General features: G+C 61.9%; 14 protein-coding genes. 12 read left to right on the top strand and 2 right to left on the bottom strand.

What is annotated here, in order from left to right; genetic code table 11:
* The first annotated feature begins 66 nt into the window (after positions 1–66).
* The 12 genes from fleN (at position 67) to FB481_RS21320 (ending at position 10860) form a co-directional block, all read left to right on the top strand.
* Positions 67–897 (top strand): flagellar synthesis regulator FleN, encoded by an 831-nt coding sequence (gene fleN, locus FB481_RS21375; protein ID WP_178109916.1) that lies wholly within the window; start codon positions 67–69, stop codon positions 895–897.
* Positions 894–1637: an RNA polymerase sigma factor FliA gene (fliA, locus tag FB481_RS21370; protein WP_147177810.1), complete on the top strand. Its 744-nt coding sequence runs from the start codon at positions 894–896 to the stop codon at positions 1635–1637. Before fleN ends, fliA begins: the two co-directional genes overlap by 4 nt.
* A gap of 196 nt (positions 1638–1833) precedes the next feature.
* The gene (locus FB481_RS21365) at positions 1834–2208 is read left to right on the top strand and encodes a chemotaxis response regulator CheY (protein ID WP_013791048.1); all 375 of its coding nucleotides are present in this window, start codon (positions 1834–1836) and stop codon (positions 2206–2208) included.
* Between the two features lie 19 nt (positions 2209–2227).
* A complete protein-coding gene (locus FB481_RS21360) occupies positions 2228–3016 on the top strand; it encodes a protein phosphatase CheZ (protein ID WP_093503458.1) in 789 nt (262 codons plus the stop codon).
* Positions 3017–3027: 11 nt separating this feature from the next.
* Positions 3028–5319, top strand: coding sequence for a chemotaxis protein CheA (locus FB481_RS21355; protein ID WP_147177692.1), 2292 nt, complete (start codon positions 3028–3030; stop codon positions 5317–5319).
* Positions 5320–5361: 42 nt separating this feature from the next.
* Positions 5362–6489: a chemotaxis response regulator protein-glutamate methylesterase gene (locus FB481_RS21350; RefSeq protein ID WP_147177690.1), complete on the top strand. Its 1128-nt coding sequence runs from the start codon at positions 5362–5364 to the stop codon at positions 6487–6489.
* The gene (locus FB481_RS21345; protein WP_147177688.1) at positions 6489–7229 is read left to right on the top strand and encodes a flagellar motor protein; all 741 of its coding nucleotides are present in this window, start codon (positions 6489–6491) and stop codon (positions 7227–7229) included. Before FB481_RS21350 ends, FB481_RS21345 begins: the two co-directional genes overlap by 1 nt.
* A 2-nt stretch (positions 7230–7231) precedes the next feature.
* Positions 7232–8119, top strand: a complete 888-nt coding sequence (gene motD, locus FB481_RS21340; protein WP_147177686.1) for a flagellar motor protein MotD — start codon at positions 7232–7234, stop codon at positions 8117–8119.
* Between the two features lie 40 nt (positions 8120–8159).
* On the top strand, positions 8160–8948 hold the full coding sequence (locus FB481_RS21335) for a ParA family protein (protein ID WP_147177684.1): 789 nt from the start codon (positions 8160–8162) through the stop codon (positions 8946–8948).
* Positions 8949–9039: 91 nt separating this feature from the next.
* Entirely contained in the window at positions 9040–9891 is an 852-nt protein-coding gene (locus tag FB481_RS21330; RefSeq protein WP_147177682.1) for a CheW domain-containing protein, read from the top strand.
* An 89-nt stretch (positions 9892–9980) separates the two neighbouring features.
* Positions 9981–10460: a chemotaxis protein CheW gene (locus FB481_RS21325; RefSeq protein WP_013791056.1), complete on the top strand. Its 480-nt coding sequence runs from the start codon at positions 9981–9983 to the stop codon at positions 10458–10460.
* A 1-nt stretch (position 10461) separates the two neighbouring features.
* Positions 10462–10860, top strand: a complete 399-nt coding sequence (locus FB481_RS21320; RefSeq protein ID WP_027911376.1) for a DUF2802 domain-containing protein — start codon at positions 10462–10464, stop codon at positions 10858–10860.
* 179 nt (positions 10861–11039) lie between these two features.
* Here FB481_RS21320 and FB481_RS21315 read toward each other — a convergent pair whose 3' ends face one another.
* Positions 11040–11381, bottom strand: coding sequence for an EscU/YscU/HrcU family type III secretion system export apparatus switch protein (locus tag FB481_RS21315; RefSeq protein WP_093503472.1), 342 nt, complete (start codon positions 11379–11381; stop codon positions 11040–11042).
* Positions 11378–12925 (bottom strand): flagellar hook-length control protein FliK, encoded by a 1548-nt coding sequence (locus FB481_RS21310; RefSeq protein ID WP_147177680.1) that lies wholly within the window; start codon positions 12923–12925, stop codon positions 11378–11380. Before FB481_RS21310 ends, FB481_RS21315 begins: the two co-directional genes overlap by 4 nt.
* Positions 12926–12961 lie beyond the last annotated feature (36 nt).

The following is a 12961-nucleotide window of genomic DNA, read 5'->3' as shown; positions in this document are numbered from 1 at the left end:
CTCGCCGCGACAGCGCACAATGGCCCCAGGGCCCACAGTGAAGTCAGAATAAGGTGTGTAGATAACATGGGTATGCATCCCGTACAGGTGATCGCGGTGACTGGCGGCAAAGGCGGCGTTGGCAAGACCAATGTGTCGGTGAACTTGTCGCTGGCACTGGCCGACCTTGGTCGGCGCGTTATGCTCATGGACGCCGACCTGGGCCTTGCCAACGTGGACGTGCTGCTTGGTCTTACCGCCAAGCGCACCCTGGCTGACGTGATCGACGGCGAGTGCGACCTGCGTGATGTGGTGCTGCAGGGGCCTGGCGGCATTCGTATCGTGCCCGCCGCCTCCGGTACTCAAGCGATGGTGCAGCTTACGCCCATGCAGCACGCCGGCCTGATCCAGGCCTTCAGCGACATCAGCGAGAACCTTGACGTGCTCATCGTCGATACCGCTGCCGGTATTGGTGACTCAGTGGTCAGCTTCGTGCGCGCGGCCCAGGAAGTGCTGGTGGTGGTGTGCGACGAACCGACGTCCATTACCGATGCCTACGCGCTGATCAAGCTACTCAATCGCGACCACGGCATGAACCGTTTCCGGGTCCTCGCCAACATGGCGCACAGCCCCCAGGAAGGCCGCAATCTCTTTGCTAAGCTGACTAAAGTGACCGACCGTTTCCTGGACGTCGCGCTGCAATACGTGGGCGCGGTGCCGTACGACGAATCGGTTCGCAAGGCCGTACAGAAACAGCGTGCGGTGTATGAGGCGTTCCCTCGTTCGAAGTGCGCGCTGGCGTTCAAGGCGATTGCCCAGAAGGTCGATGCATGGCCCTTGCCGGCCAACCCGCGTGGCCATCTGGAATTTTTCGTGGAGCGCTTGGTGCAACAACCGACTGCAGACACGGCTGTATGACGACAGCCTCTGGACTCCGAATGTACAGCAAGGCACAAGCACGAGATTCACAGCATCAGTTGATCGAGCGCCACGCGCCGCTGGTAAAACGCATCGCCTACCACCTGCTGGCCCGTCTGCCCGCCAACGTACAGGTCGACGACTTGATCCAGGCCGGCATGATCGGTCTGCTCGAGGCGTCGCGTAAGTACGATGCCGGCAAGGGCGCCAGTTTCGAGACCTTTGCCGGTATCCGCATCCGCGGCGCCATGCTCGATGAGGTACGCAAGGGCGACTGGGCGCCGCGTTCGGTGCACCGCAACAGCCGCATGGTCAGCGATGCAATACGAAAAATTGAGGCCAGAACCGGTCGTGACGCTAAAGATCACGAGGTTGCTGCCGAACTCCAATTGAGTCTCGAAGATTACTACGGCATTCTTGGCGACACTTTGGGCAGCCGCCTGTTCAGTTTCGACGACCTCTTGCAGGAAGGCGATAACGGCGGTCTGCAGGAAGACACGAGTTCCCTGCATCACGGGCCTTCGCATGAACTGGAAGACAGTCGTTTCCAGGCTGCATTGGCCGATGCCATCAGTAATCTGCCGGAACGTGAGCGGCTGGTGTTGTCGCTGTACTACGACGAGGAATTGAACCTCAAGGAAATCGGCGAGGTGCTGGGGGTGAGTGAATCGCGGGTCAGCCAACTGCATAGTCAGTGTGCCGCGCGCTTACGGGCGCGGTTGGGGGAGTGGCGCGCATAGGAATTTGTGCAGGGACTGGAGTTGGTCGAGCCAGCCCTTGTGGTAAATGCAGCACAGCAGGGCGGGGCACACAGTGAACGCAGCAAAGCCGAGCGCAATGGTTTGCGGCGTTCAGCCAGGCCGGTTTCACGATTAATAAGCGCTGCACAAGGTGTAGGCGTTTTAGGACTGTACGGAGGTCGACTTGGACAAGAACATGAAAATCCTCATCGTCGATGATTTCTCGACGATGCGACGGATCATCAAGAACCTCTTGCGTGATCTGGGGTTCACCAATACGGCAGAGGCTGATGACGGGGTAACCGCGCTGCCCATGCTGCAGAGCGGCAATTTCGATTTTCTGGTAACCGACTGGAACATGCCGGGCATGACCGGTATCGATCTGCTGCGCGCCGTGCGTGCCGACGAGCGACTCAAGCAGTTGCCGGTGCTCATGGTGACGGCGGAAGCCAAGCGCGATCAGATCATCGAGGCCGCACAAGCCGGTGTGAATGGCTACGTAGTCAAGCCCTTCACCGCTCAGGTGCTCAAGGAAAAGATCGAAAAAATCTTCGAGCGAGTTAACGGCTGATGTCTGCCGCGAGGTTGTTATGGAACACGATGACTCCAACGAGGTTGACCTCGAGTCGACCCTGAAAAGCAATGCCCGCCAACTGGTCGACAGCCTCGAGCAAGGAAACTTTGGCGAAGCCGTACAGCTGATCAATGAATTGAACAAGGCGCGCGACCGGGGGCTTTACCTCGAAGTCGGCAAGCTCACCCGTGAGCTGCATAACGCTATCGTCAATTTTCAGCTCGATCCCCGGGTGCCCCACGCCAAGGAAATCTCGCAGATTTCCGACGCCACCGAGCGCCTGAACTACGTGGTGACCATGACCGAGCGTGCGGCCAATCGCACCATGGATCTGGTCGAGCAGAGCGCGCCGCTGGTCAATGACCTGAGTAGTGAAGCCGATTCGCTCGCCGAGGACTGGGGCCGCTTCATGCGCCGCGAGATGAGCGCCGAGGCGTTCCGTGAGCTCGCCAAGCGTATCGAGCTGTTTCTGTCGCGCAGCCAGCGCGACACCAGCAAGCTATCGGAGCATTTGAATGACATTCTGCTGGCGCAGGATTTCCAGGATCTGACCGGTCAGGTGATCAAGCGCGTTACGCAATTGGTGACCGAGGTCGAGAGCAATCTACTGAAACTGGTGCTCATGGCCAGTCAGGTCGATCGCTTTGCCGGTATCGATCACAACCACGAACAGTTGCGTGCCGAGCAAAACAAAGAAAAAAATCCGTCCCGCGGTGAAGGTCCGCAGATTCATGCCGATAAGCGTGATGATGTCGCCTCTAACCAAGACGACGTCGACGATCTGCTGTCCAGTCTGGGTTTTTAGGAGCACGTCATATGAGCTTCGGCGCCGATGAAGAAATCCTCCAGGATTTCCTGGTAGAGGCCGGCGAAATTCTTGAGCAATTGTCCGAGCAGTTGGTGGAGCTGGAAAGCCGCCCGGACGATATGAATCTGCTCAATGCGATCTTTCGAGGGTTTCACACGGTAAAAGGTGGTGCCGGTTTCTTGCAGCTCAACGAGCTGGTCGAGTGCTGCCACATTGCCGAGAACGTGTTCGATATCCTGCGCAAAGGCGAGCGTCGTGTGGACGCCGAACTGATGGACGTGGTGCTCGAAGCACTGGACGCCGTCAACGGTATGTTCGCCGAAGTGCGCGAGCGCGTGGAGCTGACGCCGGCTTCGCCGGAGCTGCTGGCCGCGCTAGCGCGTCTGGCTGAGCCCGCTGGTGCCGAGCCTGCACCCGCAGCAGTCGAGGTCGCGGCTGAACCTGAACCGGTTGCTGTCGCGCCTGCGGAGCCCGAGGTGGCAGCGGCACAGCCTTCAGCAGATATCTCTGACAGCGAATTCGAGCAATTGCTCGATGCACTGGGCGACGAAGCGCCGGCGCAGCCCGCCACGGCGGCTGACGAGATCACTGATGACGAATTCGAGTCGCTGCTCGATCAGTTGCACGGCAAGGGCCAGTTCAGTGCGCCTGCCGTGGAACCGGTGGCTGCAGCGCCTGCTGAGCCTGCCGCTGCCGCAACGCCTGGCGATGAGATCACCGATGATGAATTCGAAGCGCTGCTCGACCAGTTGCATGGCAAGGGCCAGTTCGCTGCGCCTGCCGTTGCGTCGGCGGCGGCACCGGTAGCCGCTTCCAGCGAACCGGCCTCGGCAGCGCCGGGCGATGAAATCACCGATGACGAATTCGAAGCGCTGCTCGATCAACTACATGGCAAGGGTCAGTTAGTCGCGCCTGCCGTAGCGCCGGCCGCGGCCGTTGCGCCTGCTGCAAAACCGGCTCCTGCCCCGCAACCTGCCAAAGCCGCTGCGCCGGCCGCCAAGGCCGAGCCGGCCAAGGCAGCACCCGCACCTGCAGCCAAGCCAGAACCCAGCAAGGCAGCGCCTGCGGCCGCCAAGGCGGAAGCCAGCAAACCGGCGTCTGCACCTGCGGCGGCCGCCGCACCGGCCAGCGAAGCGGAGACTACCGTTCGCGTCGACACTGCGCGCCTGGACGAGATCATGAACATGGTCGGCGAACTGGTTCTGGTGCGTAACCGCCTGGTGCGCCTGGGGCTCAACAGCGGCGACGAGGCCATGTCCAAGGCGGTGTCGAACCTCGACGTTGTCACGGCCGATCTGCAGACCTCGGTCATGAAGACCCGCATGCAGCCGATCAAGAAGGTCTTTGGGCGCTTCCCACGCCTGGTTCGCGATCTAGCACGCCAGCTCAAGAAAGAGATCAACCTGGAACTGGTTGGTGAAGAGACCGACCTGGACAAGAACCTCGTCGAGGCACTGGCCGACCCGCTGGTGCACCTGGTGCGCAACGCCGTCGACCACGGGGTGGAAAGCCCTGACGAGCGCGAGGCGGCCGGCAAGTCTCGGACCGGGCGCGTGGTGCTGTCCGCCGAGCAGGAAGGCGACCACATCCTGCTGATGATCACCGATGACGGCAAGGGGATGGACGCCGAGATCCTGCGCAGCAAGGCCGTGGAAAAAGGCCTGCTGGATAAGGATGCCGCCGATCGGCTGAGCGATCTGGAGTGCTACAACCTGATCTTTGCGCCAGGCTTCTCGACCAAGACAGAAATTTCCGACGTCTCTGGTCGCGGCGTCGGCATGGACGTGGTGAAAACCAAGATTTCCCAGCTCAACGGCACGGTCAACGTGTTCTCCCAGAAGGGGCAGGGCTCGAAGATTGTCATCAAGGTGCCGCTGACCCTGGCGATCATGCCGACGCTGATGGTGATGCTCGGCAACCAGGCGTTCGCTTTCCCGCTGGTCAACGTCAACGAGATCTTCCACCTCGACCTGTCGCGCACCAACGTGGTCGACGGCCAGGAAGTGGTGATCGTGCGCGACAAGGCGCTACCTCTGTTCTACCTCAAGCGCTGGCTGGTGAGCAGTGCGGCTCACGAAGAGCAGGGCGAAGGGCATGTAGTGATTCTCACCGTGGGTAACCAGCGCATCGGCTTCGTGGTCGATCAGCTGGTCGGCCAGGAAGAGGTGGTGATCAAGCCGCTGGGCAAGATGCTCCAGGGCACGCCCGGCATGTCCGGCGCGACCATCACCGGTGATGGTCGCATCGCGCTGATCCTCGATGTGCCCAGCATGCTCAAGCGCTACGCACGGCGTCTCTGATCGTCCGCGGCACGGCGACGGCCGTGCCGCTTAGGAGTGTTTATGGTTGTCAAGGTACTGGTAGTCGATGACTCCGGTTTTTTCCGCCGCAGGGTTTCGGAAATTCTCTCGTCGGACCCAAACATCACGGTGGTCGGTACGGCCACCAACGGACGTGAGGCCATCGATCAGGCCCTGGCACTGAAGCCGGACGTGATCACCATGGATTACGAGATGCCGCTAATGGACGGCATCACCTCCGTGCGCAACATCATGCAGCGCTGCCCCACGCCGGTTCTGATGTTTTCCTCGCTCACCCATGAAGGCGCTCGCGTCACCCTGGACGCGCTGGATGCCGGTGCGGTGGACTTTCTGCCGAAGAACTTCGAAGACATTTCGCGCAACCCCGAGAAGGTCAAGCAACTGCTGTGCGAGAAGGTCCATAGCATCTCGCGCAGCAACCGCCGGGGGATCGGCACGGCGTCCCTGACGCCGCCTGCCGGCGGAGGCCTGAGCCGACCTGCCAGCACGCCGAGCACGCCGGCTCCAGCTGCGCGCCCGCAGCCGAGCGTCAGCCATCCGCCGGCCGAGCGGCATGCCGCCTCGTCCAGCGCGGCGCCCAAGCGCAAGGCCTACAAGCTGGTAGCTATCGGCACCTCCACCGGCGGCCCGGTGGCCCTGCAGCGCGTGCTGACTCAACTGCCGGCCAACTTCCCGACGCCCATCGTGCTGATTCAGCACATGCCGGCCGCTTTTACCAAGGCTTTTGCCGAGCGTCTGGACAAGCTCTGCAAGATCAACGTCAAGGAAGCCGAGGACGGCGATATTCTGCGTCCCGGCTTGGCCATTCTAGCTCCCGGCGGCAAGCAGATGATGATCGACGGCCGCGGCACCATCCGTATCCTGCCCGGTGACGAGCGGTTGAACTACAAGCCGTGCGTGGATATCACCTTCGGCTCGGCGGCCAAGTCCTACAACGACAAGGTGCTGGCCGTGGTGCTGACCGGCATGGGTGCAGACGGGCGCGAAGGCGCGCGTTTGCTCAAGCAGGGCGGCAGTCAGGTCTGGGCTCAGGATGAAGCGAGCTGCGTGATCTACGGCATGCCCATGGCCATCGTGAAAGCCAACCTGGCCGACGCGGTGTATCCCCTCGATGATATCGGTCGCTATCTGGTCGAGGCCTGCCTCTGATGGATGTGCTGAGCCTGATCGGCTTCATTCTGGCGTTCGTCGCGATCCTTGGCGGCAACTTTCTGGAAGGCGGTCATGCCTCGGCACTGCTCAACGGCCCGGCGGCCCTGATCGTGATCGGCGGAACCCTGGGCGCAGCGCTGCTGCAGACGCCGGTGGCGGTGTTCAAGCGCGCTGTGAGCATCCTGCGCTGGATCTTCGTACCGCCCAAGATCGATCTGGCAGGTGGCATTGATCGCGTAGTTAATTGGAGCATGACGGCGCGCAAGGAAGGCCTGCTCGGCCTGGAGGCGGTCGCCGATGGCGAACCCGATCCCTACGCGCGCAAGGGGCTGCAACTGCTGGTCGATGGCGCCGAGCCGGAAGCCATACGCAGCATTCTCGAAGTCGATCTTTATACCCAGGAAAGTCGCGATATCCAGGCTGCCAAGTTCTATGAGTGCATGGGTGGCTACGCACCGACCATCGGCATCATCGGTGCGGTCATGGGGCTGATCCACGTAATGGGTAACCTGGCTGACCCCAGCCTGCTGGGCAGCGGCATCGCCGTAGCGTTCGTCGCCACCATCTACGGTGTGGCCATCGCTAACCTCTTGCTGTTGCCCATCGGCAACAAGCTCAAGTCGGTCGCCATGCGCCAGTCGGCGTATCGGGAGATGCTCCTGGAAGGCATCCTGTCGATCGGTGAAGGCGAAAATCCACGGTCCATCGAGCTGAAGCTGCAAGGCTTCATGAGCTGATCATGGCCCGCCGACGCCGCCACGAAGAACACGAGAACCACGAACGCTGGCTGGTTTCCTACGCGGATTTCATCACCCTGCTGTTTGCCTTCTTCGTGGTCATGTATTCGATTTCATCGATCAATGAAGGCAAGTACAAGATTCTTTCGCAGACCCTGACCGGGGTTTTCAACCAGCCGGATCGCTCGATCAAGCCAATTCCGGTAGGCGACGAACGCCCGCGTACCACCGAACCAGATCGCTCGATGGTCGACGAGGAATCGTCGCAGCAACAGGTCGCCGCCTCGACCCTGCAGAATATCGCCGACAGCATCCGAGATGCTTTTGGCGGTCTGTTGCAGAGCGATCAGCTCAAGGTGCGCGGTAATGAACTGTGGATCGAGATCGAACTGAGTTCCGGGCTGCTGTTTCCCAGTGGCGATGCGCTGCCCAATGATGAGGCCTTCGAGATCATCGAGAAGATTGCCAAGATCTTGGCGCCTTATGGCAACCCTATCCATGTCGAAGGGTTTACCGATAATCAGCCGATCAAGACGCCTCAGTACCCCACCAACTGGGAACTGTCGGCGGCGCGGGCAGCGAGCATCGTGCGCATGCTGGCCATGGATGGGGTCGATCCATCGCGATTGGCGGCGGTTGGCTACGGCGAGTTCCAACCGGTGGCCGACAACGCCACCGCCGAGGGGAGGGCGCGTAACCGCAGGGTGGTACTGGTGGTCTCGCGTAATCTGGATGTACGGCGTAGTGTGACGGGTACGGGAAGCGCCAACGCCCAGCCTGATAACGCCATGCAGCGCGCTGGCACGCAACCTGCTACAGGCCCTGCAGCAACGGCGCCCGGCAACGGTACCGTCAATTCCCCGTCGCCAGCTGGTCAAGCGGGCAATTAGTCTCGGTCGGGCCTGGCCTGTCCCCGGGAGGAAGAAAATTATGAGAGTGTGGGCGGTATCCAATCAGAAAGGCGGTGTGGGTAAAACCACGTCCAGCATCGCACTGGCAGGCCTGTTGGCGGATGCCGGCAAGCGCGTGGTGGTGGTCGACCTCGACCCCCACGGCTCGATGACCAGCTATTTCGGCCATGACCCGGACACTCTGGAAAACAGCAATTTCGACCTGTTCCAGCATCAGGGCAGCGTGCCGGAAGGCCTGCCCAGGCAACTGCTGCTGCCCACCAGCCACGAGCGTATTTCTTTGCTGCCATCGAGCACCGCGCTGGCCACCCTCGAGCGTCAGTCGCCGGGTCAGAGCGGCTTAGGCCTGGTGGTTGCCAAGAGCCTGGCACAGTTGTGGCAAGACTTCGACTACGCCGTGATCGACAGCCCGCCGCTGCTCGGCGTATTGATGGTCAACGCGCTGGCAGCCAGCCAGCAGCTGGTAATTCCGGTGCAGACCGAGTTCCTCGCGGTCAAGGGCTTGGAGCGTATGGTCAACACGCTGACGATGATCAACCGCTCGCGCAAGCAGGCGCTGCCGTACACCATCGTGCCGACGCTGTTCGACCGTCGTACTCAAGCCTCGCTGTCGACCCTGCGCCTGCTCAAGCACACCTATCCTGAGCAGCTCTGGCAGGCTTACATTCCCGTCGATACCCGGCTTCGTGATGCCAGTCGGGCAGGGCTCACGCCGTCGCAGTTCGACGCCAATAGTCGCGGCACCATTGCCTACCGCGCGCTGCTCAAGCATTTGCTGGCGCAGCAGCCTGCTTCCCAGGTGGCCTGATCATGCCGGCTGAATATTCTGCGCGAACCGGCTCAAGTCTGTGGCCCTTGCGGCCGATAGCCCATACAGAACTCTTCTGCAGGTTGCCTTCATGAGTCGTACCACTGCTACCGCAACTCGGCCCCAACTGGCGCTGCAGTCTTACCTCGACGGGCTGCTGCAGGATGCGGCCATCGAACTCGAGCAGACGATCGAGCACAGCCCTCTCGATGATTTCGAAGCGGCCGTGCTTGAGGAGCAGGTGCGTGACGCAAAGCTCGCGCCGCGCGCCGAAGCGCCCGCGCTGACCCTGGTGCAGCCTGCCGTCGCCGAAGTGGTGAGCGAGCCGGTTGCCGAAGTTGCCGCTCCGGTCACCGAGGCGCTTGCCCCGGCTATCGTTGAGCCGATTCCGATGCCGCCGGTGGTCGAGCCGATCGCCGACGTGAGTCGTCCTGCGCCACAGATTTTCTCGAGCCAGCCTGACGGCCGTCCTGATTGGGCCGAAGAGCCGTTCGAATGCCTGCTGTTCGATGTCGCCGGCCTGACCCTGGCGGTACCGCTGGTGTGTCTGGGCTCGATTTATCCGCTCGCCGGCCAGGAGCTGACACCTTTGTTTGGCCAACCGGACTGGTTTTTGGGCATACTGCCATCACAGGCCGGTAACCTGAAGGTGCTCGACACTGCCCGCTGGGTTATGCCCGATCGTTACCGGGATGATTTCAAGCAGGGCCTGCAGTACGTGATTTCCGTGCAGGGCTACGAGTGGGGGCTGGCGGTGCATCAGGTCAGCCGCTCGATTCGCCTGAATCCGGACGAAGTCAAATGGCGCAGCCAGCGTGCCCAGCGGCCCTGGCTGGCAGGTACCGTGATCGAACACATGTGTGCGTTGCTGGATGTCGCTGCCCTGGCTGAGCTGATCGCCAGCGGCGCTACCAAGCGCATGCACAACGGGCAGATACACTGATAACGTTCGCACGCGCGAAAGGGCGTGCGATCACTTGAATAGCGGGACTCCCGCGCACCGCAACGCGCGGTCAATGACGAGGCTAGGCCATGAAGAAAAGCTCTGCACAAGGCGCTGAAGATCCGATCCTGCAGTGGGTGACGTTCCGTCTGGACAACGAGACCTACGGCATCAACGTGATGCAGGTGCAGGAAGTGCTGCGTTACACCGAGATCGCCCCGGTACCGGGCGCGCCGAGCTACGTGCTGGGGATCATCAACCTGCGCGGCAACGTGGTTACAGTTATCGATACCCGCCAGCGTTTCGGCCTGGATTCGTCTGATGTCACCGACAACACCCGTATCGTGATCATCGAGGCGGACAAGCAGGTGGTGGGCATTCTGGTCGACAGCGTCGCCGAAGTGGTTTACCTGCGTCAGTCCGAGGTGGAAACCGCGCCGAACGTGGGTAACGATGAGTCGGCCAAGTTCATCCAGGGCGTTTGCAACAAGAACGGCGAGCTGCTGATCCTGGTCGAACTGGACAAGATGATGACCGAGGAGGAGTGGTCGGAGCTGGAGAGCATCTGAGGTGCTTGAAGCTGCACTCATCGTTCTCGCTCTGGTCTGCGCCGGGTTGGTGGGCACCTGCGTCTGGCTTGCCGGACGTTTGCGCCTGGCCAGCCAGCTGCAGGCCGAGCGCGATGCCCAGCGTGACCAGCGCATCCGCGAGCTGGGCAAGCGGCTGGACACCTACCTGACGGGTAGCATCCGCATGGGCGAGGAGCTTCACGAGCTGCGTCGCACCGTGGCGCCACTGCCGGACAAGCTGACCCAGATCGAACAGCGCGACCCCACCAGCCTGTCCTTCACCCAGGCCGCACGCCTAGTCGGTATGGGCGCCAGTGCCGACGACCTGACCCAATCCTGTGGTCTCAGCAAGGCCGAGGCGGAATTGGTCGCCAAGCTCCATCAGGCGCGCCGCTCCTAAGCATTCGTTTTATCCATTCGAGTCTCGCACCTGGGTATCGCTTCGCTCAACCCAGGCTACGTTTAGATCTCCAAATCTCCCGATATTCTGTCCAACGCAGTTCCTTGCGGGCCGCGTCCCGTACCCGTAGCCCGGGTTGAGCGAAGTGCTACTCAGGACAACAGCCGTAGGTTGGTGATCTAGCGCTTGCGGTTTTTACCAGTCGGCCCTTCGAGCATCAGAGGCCCATCGTTCGGCTTACCGCGCGGGTCGAAGCCGGCCGGGAATTTGCCTTTAAGGTACCAGGCGAACGCGATGATTTCCGCGATGCAGCGGTACAGCTGCTCGGGGATTGCTTCACCCAGCTCCAGGCGCGCGAGCAGGCGCACCAGCTCGGCGTTTTCATAGATCGGTACATCGTGGGCGCGGGCGATAGCGAGTATGGCTTCGGCCAGCTCGTCATCGCCCTTGGCGCTGAGGTTGGGGGCATTCTGGCCGTCGTAGGTGAGAGCGATGGCCTGGCGGGATGCTTTACTGCTCATGCGGTTTCATCCACCCAGCGTTGTTCCAGGGAGGTCTTAGGGCCCTGTGGCGGCGTGCCCTGACTACAGACCAGGTCACCCACCGTCAGGCCCGCAGCTACCAGGCGTTCACGCAAATTGCCCAGTTCGCGATCGATCAGCCCGGCGGTGCTGGCTCGCTCGGCCCAGAGCTGGCTGGACAGGCTGCCATGGGCCAGCTGCGCCTGCACCTGCAGCGGCCCCAGCGGGTCCAGATCGAACGCCAGGTCGATACGCCATAACGCTTCCTTGGGATCCTGTTTGCCGGATGGTGCGGGTTCTTCGTGTTGGATCTTCACCTGTAGTGGCACCAGCTCGTGCTGATTGCGCATTGGCACCTCCGTCTGCCAGGTAGTCAGCAGCTGGCCTTCTGGGCCGACCTGGCTTTGCGAGAGGCTGGATAGCTGGTGCGTCTGCAGGCGCGAGATGGCCGCTGCCGCGAGCTTGAGCAGCGCTTCCAGGTCGGCCTCTTCATTCATCGACTGCAGTAGGCGGCTGGGCAGTGGAAAGCTCATGGCTTGCTGGCGGCCGCTGCTCTGGCCTATGTTGCCCAGCACGTTGCGGGCGAATGCCGGCAGGGCCTGAGTCATGGCAGTAGCCGAAGCGGTCGCCGCAGCCAACGGCGCAGCACCGGGCAGCAGTGGCAGCAGCTGGCTGACCAGGCGCAGCAGATTGGCCTTCATATCGGTGCCTAGGCCGCCGGTTTGGCCGGTCAGCAACTTGCTCTCCAGAAACAGCCCACTGTTTTCCAGCGCCTTCATCAGGCTTTTGCCATTGCTCAGTTGCTCGCCTGTTGGCAAGCCCGCGAGTAACTTGTCGATGCTGCCCTTCAGGCCATCGGGCAGACCGTCTTGGTCGCCCATGCCCTTGAGTGCTGCCATCAAGCCTTCCAGCGAACCCTGGCGGCTTTGCTGGTTGCCGAGTTGCTGCAGCAGCGCCAATTGGTCGAGGCGACCGCTGAGCGGCAGGAAGGCCAGGGACTGATCGCCCTGCACGCGGGCGCTGAGCAGACTGCCGGGTGGCAGATTGAGCGTGGTTTCCAGGCTAAGGGTTTTGCCGGCCAGCCCGGTATTGAGCAGGTTGACCAGCACCTTGAAGACGGTCGCCTGAGCGATTTGGGTGGGCAGCATTTCGCGGGAAATCACCTTGCCCTGCAGCAGGGTGCCAACCGGCAATTGTTCGAGGTCGATGCTGGTCAGCGGCCTGTTACCGCCAGCTAGCACCGCCAGTGCGAGGCGGGTATCGGAGAGCGCGGTGACGGCCAGCGCCGTGCCTTGGGCGAGCGGCTGCGCGCTGCTGGCCTGCACCGTGGTCTGGCGACCGCCATCCAGGTTCAGGCGCAGCATCAGCTGGAAGCTCTGCGCCACTTCCTTGGATGCAACCACCTCGGCCTTGGCGGTTTCTCCGGGCACCATCAGCCCGTCGAGGGGTTTGAGCAGTTTTACCGCCAGGTCTGCGGCGCTAACGGCCGGTCTGTTGGCGGCGGGTGGTGGCGCTACAGGGCGCGATCCACTGATCTCGGTCATTAAGTCTCATACTCTGGGCCCAATGCACGCTGCGGG

This window comes from Pseudomonas sp. AG1028 (assembly GCF_007993955.1).
GTDB classification, from domain to species: domain Bacteria; phylum Pseudomonadota; class Gammaproteobacteria; order Pseudomonadales; family Pseudomonadaceae; genus Aquipseudomonas; species Aquipseudomonas straminea.
This window is presented reverse-complemented; position numbering and strand designations above follow the sequence as displayed.

What these genes read in the sequence shown, in the direction of transcription:
- FB481_RS21355 (WP_147177692.1), top strand. Translation starts at nt 3,028, where the DNA reads ATGAGCTTCGGCGCCGATGAAGAAATCCTCCAGGATTTCCTGGTAGAG.
- FB481_RS21325 (WP_013791056.1), top strand. Translation starts at nt 9,981, where the DNA reads ATGAAGAAAAGCTCTGCACAAGGCGCTGAAGATCCGATCCTGCAGTGG.
- FB481_RS21350 (WP_147177690.1), top strand. Translation starts at nt 5,362, where the DNA reads ATGGTTGTCAAGGTACTGGTAGTCGATGACTCCGGTTTTTTCCGCCGC.
- FB481_RS21360 (WP_093503458.1), top strand. Translation starts at nt 2,228, where the DNA reads ATGGAACACGATGACTCCAACGAGGTTGACCTCGAGTCGACCCTGAAA.
- FB481_RS21310 (WP_147177680.1), bottom strand. Translation starts at nt 12,925, where the DNA reads ATGACCGAGATCAGTGGATCGCGCCCTGTAGCGCCACCACCCGCCGCC.
- FB481_RS21365 (WP_013791048.1), top strand. Translation starts at nt 1,834, where the DNA reads ATGAAAATCCTCATCGTCGATGATTTCTCGACGATGCGACGGATCATC.
- fleN (WP_178109916.1), top strand. Translation starts at nt 67, where the DNA reads ATGGGTATGCATCCCGTACAGGTGATCGCGGTGACTGGCGGCAAAGGC.
- FB481_RS21345 (WP_147177688.1), top strand. Translation starts at nt 6,489, where the DNA reads ATGGATGTGCTGAGCCTGATCGGCTTCATTCTGGCGTTCGTCGCGATC.
- FB481_RS21335 (WP_147177684.1), top strand. Translation starts at nt 8,160, where the DNA reads ATGAGAGTGTGGGCGGTATCCAATCAGAAAGGCGGTGTGGGTAAAACC.
- FB481_RS21330 (WP_147177682.1), top strand. Translation starts at nt 9,040, where the DNA reads ATGAGTCGTACCACTGCTACCGCAACTCGGCCCCAACTGGCGCTGCAG.
- fliA (WP_147177810.1), top strand. Translation starts at nt 894, where the DNA reads ATGACGACAGCCTCTGGACTCCGAATGTACAGCAAGGCACAAGCACGA.
- motD (WP_147177686.1), top strand. Translation starts at nt 7,232, where the DNA reads ATGGCCCGCCGACGCCGCCACGAAGAACACGAGAACCACGAACGCTGG.
- FB481_RS21315 (WP_093503472.1), bottom strand. Translation starts at nt 11,381, where the DNA reads ATGAGCAGTAAAGCATCCCGCCAGGCCATCGCTCTCACCTACGACGGC.